The following is a 16830-nucleotide window of genomic DNA, read 5'->3' as shown; positions in this document are numbered from 1 at the left end:
ATTCACAAAAAAAATCTAAAAAACAATGACTATTACGGAAACTTTAGGCAACATTTCAGATAGTCCAATTACTGAGAGATCGATAGATTATCTTGATTTGGAATGGTTTGAATCCACAAAGAGGATTCAACGTAAAAAGACACGTCAGGGCGAAGACATTGCTATTAAATTCCTTAAGGAAGGACAGCGTCTTAGGGAAGGTGATATTATTTTCGAAAATGGAGATAAAATAATCGTTGTGAATATTTTGGAGACGGAAACGATTGTTATTTCTCCATCCTCTATGCTTGAAATGGGTACTGTATGTTATGAAATAGGTAATAAGCATATTCCGCTTTTTATTCAGCAGGATAAAGTGTTATTGCCTTTTGAAATGCCAATGTACAGATGGCTTGAAGTCAGTGGTTTTAAGCCCGAAAAACAATCTGCAAAATTGCTGAATCTTCTGAAATCCAATGTAGAACCTCACGGGCATGGAAATTTGGGTTCAACAATTTTTACTAAAATTCTAAAAATGGCAGCACCAAAAGATGAATAACATAAAATTTTTAGCAAGTTTATTGCATATTTCCGATCCCACACTACCTATCGGAGGGTATTCACATTCCAGCGGTCTTGAAACGTATGTTCAAAACGGAATCGTACATAATGCAGCTACGGCACAGGAGTTTGTAGAAAATATGCTTAAACACAATCTCAAATACAATGACGGGGCTTTTGTGAAATTAGCTTACAAAGCTACACAATCTAATAATTTGAAAACAATTTTAGATCTGGATCAGGAGTGTAATGCATTGAAGTGCGCAAGAGAAATTCGTCAGGCCAGTCAAAAACTGGGATTGCGTTTGATTAAGATTTTCAAAAGACGTGAGAATTTCCAACTTGTAGAAGCTTATGAAGAGGCCATTCGTAATCGGGAAGCAAGTTCTCATTACAGTATTGTGTTTGGAATGTATTGCTGTTTACTGGAAGTTCCTCTGCAAGAAGCACTTTTCGGGTTTTACTACACTTCCATAGCAGGGATGATTACCAATGCGGTAAAGCTAGTGCCCCTGGGACAATTGGACGGGCAGGATATTTTGTTTCGTTTATATGCGACTATGGAAAAAACGGCTCAGGAAACCATAGAATTGGAGAGAGAGTATGTAGGCTTGTGCAACACCTCTTTTGATATTCGTTGTATGCAGCATGAAAGGTTGTATTCAAGACTCTACATGTCTTAATTTAAAATAAAATTAATTTACAAAAATAAAATGAAAAATAGAAAATATATAAAAGTAGGAGTAGCAGGACCAGTAGGTTCTGGAAAAACGGCTTTATTGGAACGATTAAGCAGACATTTATACGGAACTTATAATCTTGGAGTAATTACGAATGATATTTATACCAAAGAGGATGCGGAATTCATGGCCAAAAATAGCCTTTTGCCTCATGATCGCATTATTGGGGTAGAAACAGGAGGTTGTCCGCACACAGCCATTCGTGAAGATGCAAGTATGAATCTTGAAGCGGTAGATGAATTAGCAGCCCGTTTTCCGGAAATCGAATTGATATTTATAGAAAGTGGCGGAGATAATTTATCGGCAACTTTCAGTCCGGACCTTGCAGATGTTACCATTTTTATTATTGATGTTGCCGAGGGGGAAAAAATCCCAAGAAAAGGAGGCCCGGGTATTACCAGATCAGATTTGTTGGTGATCAATAAAATAGATTTAGCACCTTATGTAGGAGCAAGTCTTGAAGTGATGGAAAATGACGCAAGAAGAATGAGAAAAGGAACCCCATTTATATTTTCGAACCTTAAAACGGATGTAGGTGTAACGGAAATTATTGGATGGATAAAAAAATATGCTTTACTGGAAGAATGTGAAGAACCAAATCTGGTAAGATAAATGGATAGCCGCTTACATATTATAGCTGGTTATAAGCAAGGAAGTTCCTATGTAAAAGACCTGTATGTATCATCTCCTTTTCGTGTGGTATCTGTAGGACAAAGGAAAAGTGATAATAAGTTGTATCAGATCGTAATGAGTACTTCGCCCGGAATTCTTTGTGGTGACCGTTATCAGTTGGATATTGATTTAGAGAAAGGATCTGCCTTACAGCTTCAGTCACAGTCATACCAAAGATTGTTCAATATGAAAACCCATGCCGAGCAACAGTTGAATATTTCGATGGAGGATGATACTTCTTTTGCTTATGTGCCACATCCAGTAGTTCCGCATGAAAACTCAAATTTTAAAAGCAAGGCAGAAATTCGAATTGGAGAAAACAGTCAGGTAATCATAAGTGAAATTATCACTTGTGGAAGAAAGCATCATGGAGAAGTGTTTAAACTGAGGCGTTTTCAGAATCTTACTGAGATTTATCATAAAAATAAATTGGCATTAAAGGATAATGTGCTCATTCAGCCAGATCTTATCCCTATTAATAGTATAGGCAATCTGGAAGAGTTTACCCATCAGGGAACACTTATTTTTTATAGTACAAAAGATAATTTAGAGATACATCTTTTGATTGATATGATTCATTCTGTTATTGAATCTCAAAGTGAGATGGAAATCGGTATTTCAGCGATGGAAGATAACGGATTTGTGATCCGGTCATTGGGACATGGTGGAGAAGTAATGTATAATTTTTTTCTAAAGGTTCAGGAAATCCTTTGGGAATTAGAATAAAAAAATAAGTTATGAATACCACTATTTGGGCATTAACGCTGAGCGCCATATCTATAAGTTTTATCCATACAGCATCGGGACCGGATCATTACTTGCCCTTTATTGTTTTGTCGAAATCAAAACAATGGAGCAGAACTAAAACTATTTTATTGACAATTACCTGTGGATTTGGTCATGTTTTGAGTTCCTTGGTTTTAGGGGCTGTAGGGGTTTTTCTGGGATGGCAACTCAATAAATTTTCATGGTTTCAAAATATTAGAGGTAATATTTCGGGGTGGGCATTACTAATTTTTGGAGTCGCCTATCTTATTTATGGATTAATTCAAACAATAAAAAATAAACCCCATAAGCATTTTGATGTAATGGGAGAAGATATTTACGTCTATGAACACAACCATAGTGAGGTGGTAATGCCGCAGAACAGAATAAAAGTAACCCCGTTTGTGTTGTTCATGATTTTCGTGATGGGACCAAGTGAGCCGCTTACTCCGCTTCTTTTTTATTCTGGCTTAAATCGTTCTGTATACGAAATTGTAGCGCTTGTCATTCCTTTTACACTTACAACTGTTGCCACAATGCTGGGAATGGTTTTACTCGGAAGATACGGGTATTCATCCTTATTCAAGACAGAAAAACTGGAGCGTTACATGAGCATAGTAAGTGGAGCAGTAGTGACTATTTGCGGTATTGGGATGGTCTTTTTAGGATGGTAAAAATATAAACAATTATGATGAAAACAATTTTTGAAAAATTCCCTTTTATCGATAACATATTAAAAGGAATGGGGCAAATTATGCTCCAGGAAAATAGATGGACTGGACTTCTGTTTCTTATCGGCATATTTATGGGCAGCTGGCAGGGAGGAATTGCTATTCTCTTGGCCACAAGTGTCGGCACATTTACAGCGATGAAGCTGGATTATGATAAATCCGAAATTAATGCTGGATTATATGGTTTTAGTGCCGCTTTGGTGGGAGTAGCCTTGTCTTTTTTCTTTCAGACCACAATATTAATTTGGGGGCTTATTGTTTTGGGTGCTGCATTGGCAAGTAGTATACAGCATTTTTTTATTAGTAAAAAAATTCCAGTGTTTACTTTTCCATTCATCTTTATAATTTGGATAAGTGTTTATTTGTTACATCATTTTACACAGATTCCACCTTCGGAAATGATAAGTGCAAAACCGGAAAATGTACCTTATGGCGAATTTTTAACGCCTATAAACGGCTTTGGTGAAGTGATTTTTCAAGGAGGAGTATTCTCCGGAATCATTTTTTTTATTGCTGTTTTCATCAGTTCACCTGTAGCGGCTTTATATGGCCTTGCAGGATCTTTATTAGGGGCATACATTTCTTATATGGATGGAGAATCGCTTGAAGGAATTCATATAGGATTATTCGGTTTTAATGCAGTGCTTTCAGCTATTGTATTTTCAGGTCTCAGGAAAACTGATGGGCTGTGGGTATTGATTGCAGTATTAATTACAGTGGGCATTGACGACTTTTTGATTGATAATAACGTCTTGACCGAAGTAGGAGGAGTGCTTACTTTTCCGTTTGTTGCAGGGACATGCCTGACCTTACTTATTCAGAAAATCTGTATACCTAAAAAACAAAATTAAAAATCATCTCTTGTTGATGGTTTAATAGTATCAATAAATAGAATTCAAATAATACTAGCTTTTCTACCTTAAGGGGAAATGGATTGGCTAAAAATTTCTCAAATTATTAAAAAAGTAAATAATAAACAAAATGGCTTCAAATAAAATAAATTCATTATTAGCAAGAAACACTGAAAATGCTCCAAAAAGTATTGGCCCATATTCACAAACTGTAGCTTTCTCTCATTACAATAATCTTTCAGCTCAATTACCCATCGATCCAAAATCGGGTCAATTAGTAAAAGGAGGTGTAAAAGAGCAGGCTGAACAGTGCTTTGAAAACATCAGGACAATTGTAGAAAGCATCGGTCATGTTATAAGCGATGTTGTTAGAATCACTGTATTCGTTAAGGATATCAAAGATGTTGACGCTGTAGATGAGGTTTATAAAACATTCTTTCCAACCTACGTTCCTACGCGAACGGTAGTCGCTGTTGCAGCTTTACCTATGAATGCCTTGGTGCAAATTGAAGCGCTTATTTCAAACGGTGAAGGTACAATTCCTAAAGCACCACAATCGGGCGATCTTATAAAGCTTACAAATAGTACGGCAAATGCACCAATAAATGCTTTATCAACACAAACGGTATCTTTTTCACATTACAATAATATTTCAGCGCAATTGCCTATAGATTCAAAAACAGGCAGATTGGTAGCGGGCGGTGTAAAAGAGCAAACGGGACAATGCTTAAAAAACATCAAGGCGATTTTGGAAAGTATTGACGTTCCTTTTGACGATATTGTTAAAATAAATATCTTCCTTAAAAACCTCTCAGATATTGAAGCCGTAAATCAGGTTTATACAACATTTTTTCCAGACTCGGCTATTGCCAGAAGTGTGGCTTATGTTCCTGCACGTACAGTAATTGCAGCTTCAGCTTTACCTATGGATGCTTTGGTACAAATTGAAGCAGTGGTGTCACACGGAGACGGTACACCTCCGCAAGCTGTTGAAGACAGACATGGAATCGTCATAAAAGCAAACAATAATGAGAATGCACCAAAGTGTTCTTTATCTACACAGACTGTAGCGTTTTCTCATTACAATCACCTTTCAGCTCAATTACCTTTGGACTCAAAAACAGGTAAAATAGTAGATGGTGGAGTAAAAGAACAGGCTAACCAGTGCCTAAAAAATATCAAGGCAATTTTAGAAAGTATTGATCACGTTATGGATGATGTGGTTAAAGTGAATATCTTTCTTAAAAATATCGCAGATATTGACATTGTAGACGAAGTTTACACAACATTCTTTCCGGGTGGTATTCCTGCACGAAGAACAGTTGGCGTATCAGCTTTACTTAAAGATGCATTAATCCAAATCGATGTTGTCGTATCAAATGCAGAAGGAACTCCTATAAAAGTATAAAAGTCATTTTAGTACATCAGAAATCTTCTCTTTTTAAATAACGTTTAACTCAAAATGATAATTATGGCAAGGTTATATTGAAGGAATACATCTTGTTTCTTCAGTTATCCCTTGCCTTATTTCTTCTGTTTTTTATTGCTAAAGAACAAAACGAATAACATTTTATAGAGGACAAATACAAGTTTCTTATCGAATTTAAGAAACCAAATTTCCTTGTGGTTAATAAATAAGTACAGAATTATGAAAATAAATAAATTAGCATTTTTATTCTTATTTGTAGTGAGTTGTTATACAGTGCAAGCACAAATTAATTTCCCGTCTCAACAAAAAACAGTTGATGGAAAGCCGCTTTATGAAATGGAGTTTTCTCCTCGCTTAAAACTAAACGGTTACGTGAATCTGGGAGGTAATGATATTAATTCTCAGTCAGTCAACCTGAATTCAGCTGATCCATACAATCCTCTTAATCAGAAAAATGCAGATTTTAATATGTATCAATCACAGTTGGGCTGGAAAACTACTTACAATGGTTTTTCGAAGGGACCTCTGGTAACATATGTTGAAGCGCAATGGTGGGGTGGTCCAGGCGCAGGCGGCAATTTACAATTAAGGGTAGCAACTGTAGATTACAATCACTGGCACGTAGGTCAGGACTGGACTTTCTTTGGTAATGGTGTTGCCGGCTGGTATAATACATTAGATTGGGAAGGGCCTAATAGTGGTACTTGGGCGCGTCACATACAAGTTAAATATTACAATAATTTTGGCGCTGACAAATCATGGAAGTTTGAGGGTGGTATAGAAAGTTCATCGGCCTATCTTAAAATTGCCGGAGGTAAAACACCCGGGCAGTTTTCTGCAGACCCAATTGCAGCATTTACCAAAAGCCTGGATAACGGTGAGGGTTTCTTGCGTTTAGCAGTTATGGGGCGTCCTCTTCGTTATGTTAAAAGCGCTACTGCTAATGCCACAACAATGGGGTGGGGGATCAATGCTAATTACAAAACGATGCTCAATAACAAGAGCTATTTTATGGCTCAGGCTCTTGTGGGTTCAGGTATTGGAGGTTCTTATACTTTATCCGGTGCGCTATTTGGCAATGGAGGTGCAGGAAATATGTATGACGCTATTTATGATGAGAATGATAATTTCAAAACAGTTCCAATCTATGGTGGTTCTGCAGGCATAGAATATTACTTCGGAGAAAAGCTGCATTCCAACTTAGTGGTAGGCTATACTACCATGACATATAATGCATCTCCTGTTTCACTGGTAAGTAATAAAGTAGTAAATGATAATACAAGCGAAGATTTTGTTACGAATAATTTTAATTCAAGTACAAGAATTGCTTTACCGTCGGCCAGTATCAATGCCATGTATGATGTAACAAAGAACTTTTTAATAGGTATAGAATACAATACAGGTGCGAAACAGATTATCAATACCACCACACAATCTTCTATGGTTAATCGCATAGCTCTAGGGGTAATGGTCGGGTTCTAGGATAAGAACTAGCATACAGAAAATACTTTTATAGCGGAGATTATTGACTTTAGGATGGTAAAAAAAATATCCCCTATAGTTGGATAGGGGGATAAAATTATAAATTATTAAAGAGAAGATTTTAAACTTGAAGGCTAGTTTTTTTTTTTGACTGCGTAATTATAATATCATTTTTAATAAAGAACCTCTGTCGTTGAAATTTTGAGAATAAAAAAATATTTTGCTTACTTATGAATAAAATTCTAATTACTTTTCTTGTCTTACTGATAAGCCGAGTCACTTTTGCACAAAAGAATCAAACTGAAAGTCACTCCTTCCTTAAGGATGCAGACAATAAATTTCCAATCAGTGGGGCTCAAATACTGTACAATCATGGTAATGACCATACCCATTCGGGATCTGATGGCTTATTTAAATACCACATTCAGTCCTTTCCGGATACGCTGGTAATAAGCCATGATGGGTATGATGAATTAAAATGGGTTGTTACTAATAAAGGGGATGAAAACAAGGTTGTTTTTCTTCAGCATAAGCCTATTGAAATTTCTGAGGTCGTCATAAATCACAGTTCGTTTCTTTCGGCCATTACAAAAGTTGATCTTAATAAGTTTCCGGTAAATTCTGCTCAGGATCTGTTGCGCAAAGTTCCGGGTTTGTTTATTGCTCAGCACGCCGGAGGAGGAAAGGCAGAACAATTGTTCCTGAGAGGTTTTGATGCCGACCACGGTACTGATGTAAGTGTCAATGTAGACGGAATGCCTGTAAATATTGTATCTCACGCTCATGGGCAGGGATATTCAGATTTACATTTTGTCATTCCGGAAACGGTTAATAATATCGACTTTGGCAAAGGGGCATATTATACCGATCGGGGTGATTTTTGTACGGCGGGATATGTTGATTTTCAAACCTATGACCGTTTGAAAAACAGTATGATTAAACTTGAAGGAGGCTCTTTCAATTCAAAAAGAATTCTGGGAATGTTCAGTATTATGGATGATCCTGACAATAGGAAAAATTTCTATGTTGCGACAGAATATAATTATACCGACGGTCCCTTTGATGTAAAACAAAATTTCAATAGGTTCAATATGTTTGCAAAATACAACCAGTGGCTCACGGATCATGATTATTTCAATGTTCAGTTTTCTACATTCAATTCCTCTTGGAATGCTTCAGGGCAAATTCCGGAACGTGCCGTAAATGAAGGAATTATTGATCGTTGGGGAAGTATTGATCCTACGGAAGGAGGCAGCACTTCAAGAACTAATTTTCAGATGAATTATAAACATATTATTTCTTCGTCTGAACAGATTGAAGCCATGGCCTGGTATTCCAATTACAATTTTAATTTGTATTCTGATTTTACGTTTTATTTAAAAGATAAAGTTAATGGGGATGAAATTCAACAGAAAGACGGCAGAAATATATACGGTACCGAATTTAAATATGCTAAAAGTTTTTTCTTATCTAATGCTTCTTTAACCTGGGCATCGGGAGGCGGTTTCCGTAATGATGATATTGGCACTTTGCAATTGAATCATGTTTATCACAGGGATTTATTATTGGATAAACAGGTTGATGTTACCGGGGTTGAAACCAATTTTCATGCGTATTCAGAATTGATGTGGAAAAGCGGAAAATGGACTGTTAATCCTGGGTTAAGGTTAGATCATTTCATTTTCAATATGCACAATTTACTGGATTATACGCAATTACCTTCAGGGCAATCGTCTGAAGGAACAAAATTAAGTCCTAAACTTAATTTTTGGTATGCAGCCAATGACAAAGTAACATGGTTTCTGAAAACAGGTATGGGATTTCACTCTAATGATATGAGAGTGGTAGTTCAGCAAAAAGGAATGAATACGATGCCTTATTCTTTGGGCGGCGATTTCGGATTGAGGCTGCATCCTCTCAAATCATTGATTATTATGCCAACGTTTTGGTATTTGTTCCTGCAGCAGGAATTTGTTTATGTAGGGGATGATGCGGTAATAGAACCTTCAGGAAAATCACAACGTTTTGGCCTGGATTTAGGTATTCGTTTTCAGCCATTGAAAAACCTATACCTGAATGTGGATGTTAATTATTCCCGTGCCCGCTTTGTTGACGAACCAAAAGGCGAAGATTATGTGCCATTAGCTCCGGTAATTACAAGTACCGGGTCTGTAAATTGGGATTTTTTGAATGGTTTTTCTGTCGGATTACAATATCGTTATCTGGGTGACAGGCCGGGAGTTGAAGATAACAGTATCCAAACAAAAGCTTATTTTGTGAATGATCTGATATTTAGCTACATTCATAGAAAATGGGGAACTAATTTGCAAATCAATAACCTGTTTAATGTAAAATGGAACGAAGCTCAATTTGCTACCGAAACTCAATTAAAAAACGAAGTTGCCCCAATTACGGATATGACCTTTACACCCGGGCTTCCTTTCGGAATTAAAATGGGAGTATTTTATAAGTTTTAAATGTGTATTCTATACTAAATTTGTTATGTTCAATATTATAAATTAATTGACATGGAAGTACTTTCTAATTTTCAATATAAAAAACTTTTTCTGCCTAATATTACAGAAAAAATACTTTCTAACAATGCGGATATACAGCTCTATAGACTCGAAGAGTACCTAAAAGGAATTCTTATGCCTGTAATTCCTTACCGAACCACTTTTAATTTTATCCTCTTTATTACCAAAGGGCATATCAAACAGTATCTGGAGGATAAGGAGCATCATGCAGAAAAAAGAGATGTCATTTTTATAAAACAAGGGACCATTACTGCAACAATAGAATTATCCGATGACGTTGAAGGCTTTTTTTTAGCATATGAGAATAATATCTTGTCAGAACAAGAATTACCTAAGGATAAAACCAGTATTTTTTTCATGCCTCCTTTCCTAAACCTGGACCTTCTCACTTATGAGACAATTGTACAGCTCCTTACTATAATGGAACAGGAATTATGGATTAGTGGATTAAATTTAAACGAAATAGTGGTTACTATGCTTCATCTTATTTTGGTTAAAATATTAAGTACAGAGCCAAATAGTCATCATAAATCAGCTACCCGTCCTATGGAACTATCACTACAGTTTCGTGATATCTTATTCAAATATCATATAGAAGAAAAAAGAGTCACTTTTTACGCAGATAAATTGTTTGTTACGGAAAATTATCTTAACAAATGTATAAGAAATGTAACTCAAAAATCGCCAAAACAATGGATTAATGAAATGGATATCAATTATAGTAAAGCCCTACTTCAATCCAGTAAAGATATTGCCGAAATTGCTTTTCAGCTCAATTTTCATACCGCCTCACATTTTACACAGCTTTTTAAAAAAATAACAGGAATTACACCAAAAGAGTACAGGTTACAATTTTTTAAAATGAAAATTGGATATGCTGCAAAAAAAACAGGACACTGAGTAAACAAAACGATCTTAACTTTTGCTCTGCTTTTGATAAAAGTTGTGATTTTTATCTCCTGATATATAAGATTGGTTTATGGTAGCCCCGATAGTTTTAAAAGCTTATTGGGGTTATTATTTTATACCTTATATATAAGGAGTGGTTTTATTGTTTTTGAATGTGCTGAGACTTTATAATGGGAATTTTTTATTTTGTTTTAAATTAGAGGTTGTTTCTTGCTGTTGGTTTTAATCTTTTTTGCTTTCCGAAGCCTGTAGACCGACAAAAAAAGAGTTTCTATTATTTCTGATGGTCGTTTAGACTAGGATAGAGCGCTTTTTGGGATAGTATGTCTATTATACGCATAGATAAAACTTACTTTTTGCTCTCGATGGCTATCCAGGCAGTCTTGGCGTCTTCGTGGTAAAACCAGATAAAAGGATGGGAAAGAAGTTAAAAGCTATAAAATCACTTTGATGTACTATTATAAAGTAATGTAATAAAGCGCTGAAAAAGCTATGAAGTCCATAAAAATGGCACTTCTTTCAAAGTTGATATTACGAAAAACGCAAATCCTTTGCGAAAATTCGTATAAATCCGGAAAAAGGTAAAAGCTTAAGGTTGGTGTTATCAGAGTGTTAAGAAAAAGTTTTAAAAAAGATGGAAATTATATAAACAAAAGGCTTGTAAATGTAAATAAAGAGTGTACTTTTGCACCCGCAACAACGACAGACGTTCACTGAAATACTGGCAGGCACAACGAATCAAAACTGAGGATTTATTTTCAAAAAAGATTTCAAAAAGCTTGCGAGATTTGAAAACAGATGTTACATTTGCACCCCGCAAAATACGGAAAGTTCATTGATAGACTGGTTGGGAGATGAGAAGAAAAGGAAAAGAAATTTTCTAAAAAAAACTTCAAAATTTACTTGCCGGTTAAAATAAATTTTCTACTTTTGCACCCGCTTTGAGAAACAAGCGAAATTGAAAAAGAAGACACGTTCGTAGACATATTGAATTGACAGCCGCTTTAACAGAGATGTTAGGGCAAAAGAATAAAGAGTAAGATAATCGAGAGATTAGAAAAGAACCGATAGAGACTGATTCGAATAACAATACGATCTGATGCAAATCAGATCAACAATATACGATGAAGAGTTTGATCCTGGCTCAGGATGAACGCTAGCGGCAGGCTTAACACATGCAAGTCGAGGGGTATAAGTCTTCGGATTTAGAGACCGGCGCACGGGTGCGTAACGCGTATGCAATCTACCTTTTACAGAGGGATAGCCCAGAGAAATTTGGATTAATACCTCATAGTATAGCAGTTTCGCATGAAACCACTATTAAAGTCACAACGGTAAAAGATGAGCATGCGTCCCATTAGCTAGTTGGTAAGGTAACGGCTTACCAAGGCTACGATGGGTAGGGGTCCTGAGAGGGAGATCCCCCACACTGGTACTGAGACACGGACCAGACTCCTACGGGAGGCAGCAGTGAGGAATATTGGACAATGGGCGCAAGTCTGATCCAGCCATGCCGCGTGCAGGATGACGGTCCTATGGATTGTAAACTGCTTTTATACGAGAAGAAACACTACTTCGTGAAGTAGCTTGACGGTATCGTAAGAATAAGGATCGGCTAACTCCGTGCCAGCAGCCGCGGTAATACGGAGGATCCAAGCGTTATCCGGAATCATTGGGTTTAAAGGGTCCGTAGGCGGTTTAATAAGTCAGTGGTGAAAGCCCATCGCTCAACGGTGGAACGGCCATTGATACTGTTAGACTTGAATTATTAGGAAGTAACTAGAATATGTAGTGTAGCGGTGAAATGCTTAGAGATTACATGGAATACCAATTGCGAAGGCAGGTTACTACTAATTGATTGACGCTGATGGACGAAAGCGTGGGTAGCGAACAGGATTAGATACCCTGGTAGTCCACGCCGTAAACGATGGATACTAGCTGTTGGAAGCAATTTCAGTGGCTAAGCGAAAGTGATAAGTATCCCACCTGGGGAGTACGTTCGCAAGAATGAAACTCAAAGGAATTGACGGGGGCCCGCACAAGCGGTGGAGCATGTGGTTTAATTCGATGATACGCGAGGAACCTTACCAAGGCTTAAATGTAGATTGACCGGTTTGGAAACAGATCTTTCGCAAGACAATTTACAAGGTGCTGCATGGTTGTCGTCAGCTCGTGCCGTGAGGTGTCAGGTTAAGTCCTATAACGAGCGCAACCCCTGTTGTTAGTTGCCAGCGAGTCAAGTCGGGAACTCTAACAAGACTGCCAGTGCAAACTGTGAGGAAGGTGGGGATGACGTCAAATCATCACGGCCCTTACGCCTTGGGCTACACACGTGCTACAATGGCCGGTACAGAGAGCAGCCACTGGGCGACCAGGAGCGAATCTATAAAACCGGTCACAGTTCGGATCGGAGTCTGCAACTCGACTCCGTGAAGCTGGAATCGCTAGTAATCGGATATCAGCCATGATCCGGTGAATACGTTCCCGGGCCTTGTACACACCGCCCGTCAAGCCATGGAAGCTGGGGGTGCCTGAAGTCGGTGACCGCAAGGAGCTGCCTAGGGTAAAACTGGTAACTAGGGCTAAGTCGTAACAAGGTAGCCGTACCGGAAGGTGCGGCTGGAACACCTCCTTTCTAGAGCCTCGAGTGTTAGCAGTAATGCACGCTGAGGAAAAAAGAAGAAGCTTTAAAGGTTTTGATTTTAAGACTATTTTACTCTTGCTGTTAGTTCAAATAATAAATTTTAAGAATAAGAGTGTCTCGTAGCTCAGCTGGTTAGAGTACTACACTGATAATGTAGGGGTCGACAGTTCGAGTCTGTCCGAGACAACTATTTTGCTCTTAAAAAAAGGAAATTCTGGAAGTTGGAATTCACCAAAAGAGATTAGAGAAGAATTCAAGAATCTAAAATCTGAATTCTACAATCTAAGATTGAAAAATGGGGGATTAGCTCAGCTGGCTAGAGCGCCTGCCTTGCACGCAGGAGGTCAACGGTTCGACTCCGTTATTCTCCACAAATTTAGTCGAAAGACTAAAGTCTGAAAGTCAAAAGTATGACTTTATGACCTTAGGCTTTACAACTTTCGACATAAATAAAGTTCATTGACATATTGAGATAAGAAAATAATAAAAAGTAGAAAGCGTTTTTTGTTATTGTAGTAATACAAAGAACAAAAGACAAAAAAAAACGGTCATATTAATTTATGATTGGTACAATAAGCAAAATAAGGGCGTATGGGGGATGCCTTGGCTCTCAGAGGCGATGAAAGGCGTGATAAGCTGCGAAAAGCTGCGGGGACGGGCACACACCGATTGATCCGCAGATACCTGAATGGGGCAACCCACTATGTTGAAGACATAGTACACCGATAGGTGGGCAAACCCGCTGAACTGAAACATCTAAGTAGGCGGAGGAGAAGAAAACAAAAGTGATTCCGTAAGTAGTGGCGAGCGAACGCGGATTAGCCCAAACCAATGATGTTACGGCATTGTTGGGGTTGTAGGACCACGATATTTTATGCATGCAGAACCGGAAGTTACTGGAAAGTGACACCATAGAGGGTGATAGTCCCGTACGGGTAATAAATGTAATAGATAGTGGTATCCTGAGTAGGGCGGGGCACGTGAAACCCTGTCTGAATTTGGCGGGACCATCCGCTAAGGCTAAATACTCCTGAGAGACCGATAGTGAACCAGTACCGTGAGGGAAAGGTGAAAAGAACCGTGAATAACGGAGTGAAATAGATCCTGAAACCATACGCTTACAAGCGGTCGGAGCCCTTTCGTGGGGTGACGGCGTGCCTTTTGCATAATGAGCCTACGAGTTAACGTTGCTGGCAAGGTTAAGTGGTTCAGCCACGGATCCGTAGCGAAAGCGAGTCTGAATAGGGCGCTTTAGTCAGTAGTGTTAGACGCGAAACCGTGTGATCTACCCATGGGCAGGATGAAGCTGTGGTAACACATAGTGGAGGTCCGAACCGGTTGACGTTGAAAAGTCTTCGGATGACCTGTGGGTAGGGGTGAAAGGCCAATCAAACTCGGAAATAGCTCGTACTCCCCGAAATGCATTTAGGTGCAGCGTTAGTTATAAAGTTATATAGAGGTAGAGCTACTGATTGGATGCGGGGGCTTCACCGCCTACCAATTCCTGACAAACTCCGAATGCTATATAATGTTCACTAACAGTGAGGGCTTGGGTGCTAAGGTCCAAGTCCGAGAGGGAAAGAACCCAGACCATCAGCTAAGGTCCCCAAATATATACTAAGTTGAAAGAACGAGGTTTGTCTGCCCAGACAGCTAGGATGTTGGCTTGGAAGCAGCCATTCATTTAAAGAGTGCGTAACAGCTCACTAGTCGAGCGGACGAGCATGGATAATAATCGGGCATAAGTATATTACCGAAGCTATGGATTTAGAGTTTACTCTAAGTGGTAGGGGAGCATTCTAACAGGGTTGAAGGTGTGTCGTAAGGCATGCTGGACTGGTTAGAAAAGAAAATGTAGGCATAAGTAACGATAATGCGGGCGAGAAACCCGCACACCGAAAAACTAAGGTTTCCACAGCTATGCTAATCAGCTGTGGGTTAGTCTGGTCCTAAGGCGAACCCGAAAGGGACAGTCGATGGCTAACGGGTTAATATTCCCGTACTACTAATTACTGTGATGGGGTGACGGAGTGATGAAAGCGCCGCGAACTGACGGAATAGTTCGTTGAAGTACCTACCTATAAGATGCGCAGGCAAATCCACGCGTCTTGGGGAAATACGATAGTACTCGGAGTCTTCGGACAAAGAGATAGTGCGCCTAAGGGCTTCCAAGAAAAACCTCTAAACTTCAGGTAATTAGTACCAGTACCGTAAACCGACACAGGTAGTTGAGGAGAGAATCCTAAGGTGCTCGAGAGATTCATGGCTAAGGAATTAGGCAAAATAGACCTGTAACTTCGGGAGAAAGGTCGCCAGCGCAAGCTGGCCGCAGTGAAGAGGTCCAGGCGACTGTTTATCAAAAACACAGGGCTCTGCAAAATCGTAAGATGAAGTATAGGGCCTGACACCTGCCCGGTGCTGGAAGGTTAAGAGGAGATGTTATCTTCGGAGAAGCATTGAATTGAAGCCCCAGTAAACGGCGGCCGTAACTATAACGGTCCTAAGGTAGCGAAATTCCTTGTCGGGTAAGTTCCGACCTGCACGAATGGTGTAACGATCTGGACACTGTCTCAGCCATGAGCTCGGTGAAATTGTAGTAACGGTGAAGATGCCGTTTACCCGCAGTGGGACGAAAAGACCCTGTGCACCTTTACTATAGCTTAGTATTGACCTTGGATAAATGATGTGTAGGATAGGTTGGAGACTGTGAAGTGGCGTCGCCAGGCGTTGTGGAGTCATTGTTGAAATACAACCCTTTGTTTATCTGAGGCCTAACCCCGTTTTGCGGGGGACATTGCTTGGTGGGTAGTTTGACTGGGGTGGTCGCCTCCAAAAGAGTAACGGAGGCTTCTAAAGGTTCCCTCAGTACGCTTGGTAACCGTGCGTAGAGTGCAATGGCATAAGGGAGCTTGACTGAGAGACATACAGGTCGATCAGGTACGAAAGTAGAGCATAGTGATCCGGTGGTTCCGCATGGAAGGGCCATCGCTCAAAGGATAAAAGGTACGCCGGGGATAACAGGCTGATCTCCCCCAAGAGCTCATATCGACGGGGGGGTTTGGCACCTCGATGTCGGCTCGTCACATCCTGGGGCTGGAGAAGGTCCCAAGGGTTGGGCTGTTCGCCCATTAAAGTGGCACGCGAGCTGGGTTCAGAACGTCGTGAGACAGTTCGGTCTCTATCTACTGTGGGCGTTAGAAATTTGAGTGGATCTGATTCTAGTACGAGAGGACCGAATTGGACAAACCTCTAGTGTATCTGTTGTTCCGCCAGGAGCATCGCAGAGTAGCTACGTTTGGAAGGGATAAGCGCTGAAAGCATATAAGCGCGAAACCCACCACAAGATGAGATTTCTTTTAAGGATCGTGGAAGATGACCACGTTGATAGGCTATAGATGTAAAGGCAGTAATGTCATAGTCGAGTAGTACTAATAATCCGTAAGCTTATGTACACCCTTTTCCCCACACTACGGTGTGGGGAAGAAACTTTCTAAAAATAGTAAATAAAAGTACTTTTCTTTATCTCAGTA

10 protein-coding genes, 2 tRNA genes and 2 rRNA genes are annotated in these 16830 nt (G+C 39.3%); all 14 read left to right on the top strand.

Translation table 11 applies throughout. From position 1 onward, the window contains the following. Positions 1-25: 25 nt before the first annotated feature. Complete coding sequence (ureE, locus tag ACQY44_RS00375) at positions 26-538, top strand: urease accessory protein UreE (RefSeq protein ID WP_428228443.1); 513 nt, start codon at positions 26-28, stop codon at positions 536-538. Next, positions 531-1223, top strand: a complete 693-nt coding sequence (locus tag ACQY44_RS00370) for an urease accessory protein UreF (RefSeq protein ID WP_428228442.1) — start codon at positions 531-533, stop codon at positions 1221-1223. The genes ureE and ACQY44_RS00370 overlap by 8 nt, the downstream gene beginning before the upstream one ends. 30 nt (positions 1224-1253) lie before the next feature. After that, on the top strand, positions 1254-1892 hold the full coding sequence (ureG, locus tag ACQY44_RS00365; protein ID WP_428228441.1) for an urease accessory protein UreG: 639 nt from the start codon (positions 1254-1256) through the stop codon (positions 1890-1892). Then, complete coding sequence (locus tag ACQY44_RS00360; RefSeq protein ID WP_428228440.1) at positions 1893-2678, top strand: urease accessory protein UreD; 786 nt, start codon at positions 1893-1895, stop codon at positions 2676-2678. It abuts the gene before it with no gap. Between the two features lie 11 nt (positions 2679-2689). Beyond that, the gene (locus tag ACQY44_RS00355; RefSeq protein ID WP_428228439.1) at positions 2690-3391 is read left to right on the top strand and encodes a hypothetical protein; all 702 of its coding nucleotides are present in this window, start codon (positions 2690-2692) and stop codon (positions 3389-3391) included. A gap of 14 nt (positions 3392-3405) precedes the next feature. Continuing rightward, positions 3406-4299 carry an urea transporter gene (locus ACQY44_RS00350; protein WP_428228438.1) on the top strand — a complete coding sequence of 298 codons (894 nt, stop codon included), beginning with the start codon at positions 3406-3408 and terminating at the stop codon, positions 4297-4299. A 130-nt stretch (positions 4300-4429) separates the two neighbouring features. After that, positions 4430-5707 carry a RidA family protein gene (locus tag ACQY44_RS00345; RefSeq protein ID WP_428228437.1) on the top strand — a complete coding sequence of 426 codons (1278 nt, stop codon included), beginning with the start codon at positions 4430-4432 and terminating at the stop codon, positions 5705-5707. A gap of 240 nt (positions 5708-5947) precedes the next feature. Then, on the top strand, positions 5948-7210 hold the full coding sequence (locus ACQY44_RS00340; protein WP_428228436.1) for a hypothetical protein: 1263 nt from the start codon (positions 5948-5950) through the stop codon (positions 7208-7210). Positions 7211-7440: 230 nt separating this feature from the next. After that, the gene (locus ACQY44_RS00335) at positions 7441-9687 is read left to right on the top strand and encodes a TonB-dependent receptor (RefSeq protein WP_428228435.1); all 2247 of its coding nucleotides are present in this window, start codon (positions 7441-7443) and stop codon (positions 9685-9687) included. A 51-nt stretch (positions 9688-9738) separates the two neighbouring features. Further along, positions 9739-10647 carry a helix-turn-helix domain-containing protein gene (locus tag ACQY44_RS00330; RefSeq protein ID WP_428228434.1) on the top strand — a complete coding sequence of 303 codons (909 nt, stop codon included), beginning with the start codon at positions 9739-9741 and terminating at the stop codon, positions 10645-10647. Positions 10648-11777: 1130 nt separating this feature from the next. Beyond that, a 16S ribosomal RNA gene (locus tag ACQY44_RS00325) occupies positions 11778-13291 on the top strand. 122 nt (positions 13292-13413) lie between these two features. Further along, positions 13414-13487, top strand: a tRNA-Ile gene (locus ACQY44_RS00320). Between the two features lie 110 nt (positions 13488-13597). Continuing rightward, positions 13598-13671 (top strand) — tRNA-Ala (locus tag ACQY44_RS00315). Between the two features lie 199 nt (positions 13672-13870). Further along, positions 13871-16752 (top strand): 23S ribosomal RNA (locus ACQY44_RS00310). The 16S and 23S rRNA genes sit together here with 2 tRNA genes alongside, the layout of an rRNA operon. Positions 16753-16830 lie beyond the last annotated feature (78 nt).

The sequence above is a fragment of the Flavobacterium sp. genome (genome assembly GCF_965277525.1).
In the GTDB taxonomy this organism is placed as follows: Bacteria; Bacteroidota; Bacteroidia; order Flavobacteriales; family Flavobacteriaceae; genus Flavobacterium.
The sequence above is the reverse complement of the archived record's forward strand: the minus strand, read 5'-3'. Positions and strand labels throughout refer to the sequence as shown.

Excerpts from the sequence above, each read along its gene's own strand:
- ureE (WP_428228443.1), top strand. The coding sequence starts at position 26 with ATGACTATTACGGAAACTTTAGGCAACATTTCAGATAGTCCAATTACT.
- ACQY44_RS00330 (WP_428228434.1), top strand. The coding sequence starts at position 9,739 with ATGGAAGTACTTTCTAATTTTCAATATAAAAAACTTTTTCTGCCTAAT.
- ACQY44_RS00370 (WP_428228442.1), top strand. The coding sequence starts at position 531 with ATGAATAACATAAAATTTTTAGCAAGTTTATTGCATATTTCCGATCCC.
- ACQY44_RS00350 (WP_428228438.1), top strand. The coding sequence starts at position 3,406 with ATGATGAAAACAATTTTTGAAAAATTCCCTTTTATCGATAACATATTA.
- ACQY44_RS00355 (WP_428228439.1), top strand. The coding sequence starts at position 2,690 with ATGAATACCACTATTTGGGCATTAACGCTGAGCGCCATATCTATAAGT.
- ACQY44_RS00345 (WP_428228437.1), top strand. The coding sequence starts at position 4,430 with ATGGCTTCAAATAAAATAAATTCATTATTAGCAAGAAACACTGAAAAT.
- ureG (WP_428228441.1), top strand. The coding sequence starts at position 1,254 with ATGAAAAATAGAAAATATATAAAAGTAGGAGTAGCAGGACCAGTAGGT.
- ACQY44_RS00360 (WP_428228440.1), top strand. The coding sequence starts at position 1,893 with ATGGATAGCCGCTTACATATTATAGCTGGTTATAAGCAAGGAAGTTCC.
- ACQY44_RS00340 (WP_428228436.1), top strand. The coding sequence starts at position 5,948 with ATGAAAATAAATAAATTAGCATTTTTATTCTTATTTGTAGTGAGTTGT.
- ACQY44_RS00335 (WP_428228435.1), top strand. The coding sequence starts at position 7,441 with ATGAATAAAATTCTAATTACTTTTCTTGTCTTACTGATAAGCCGAGTC.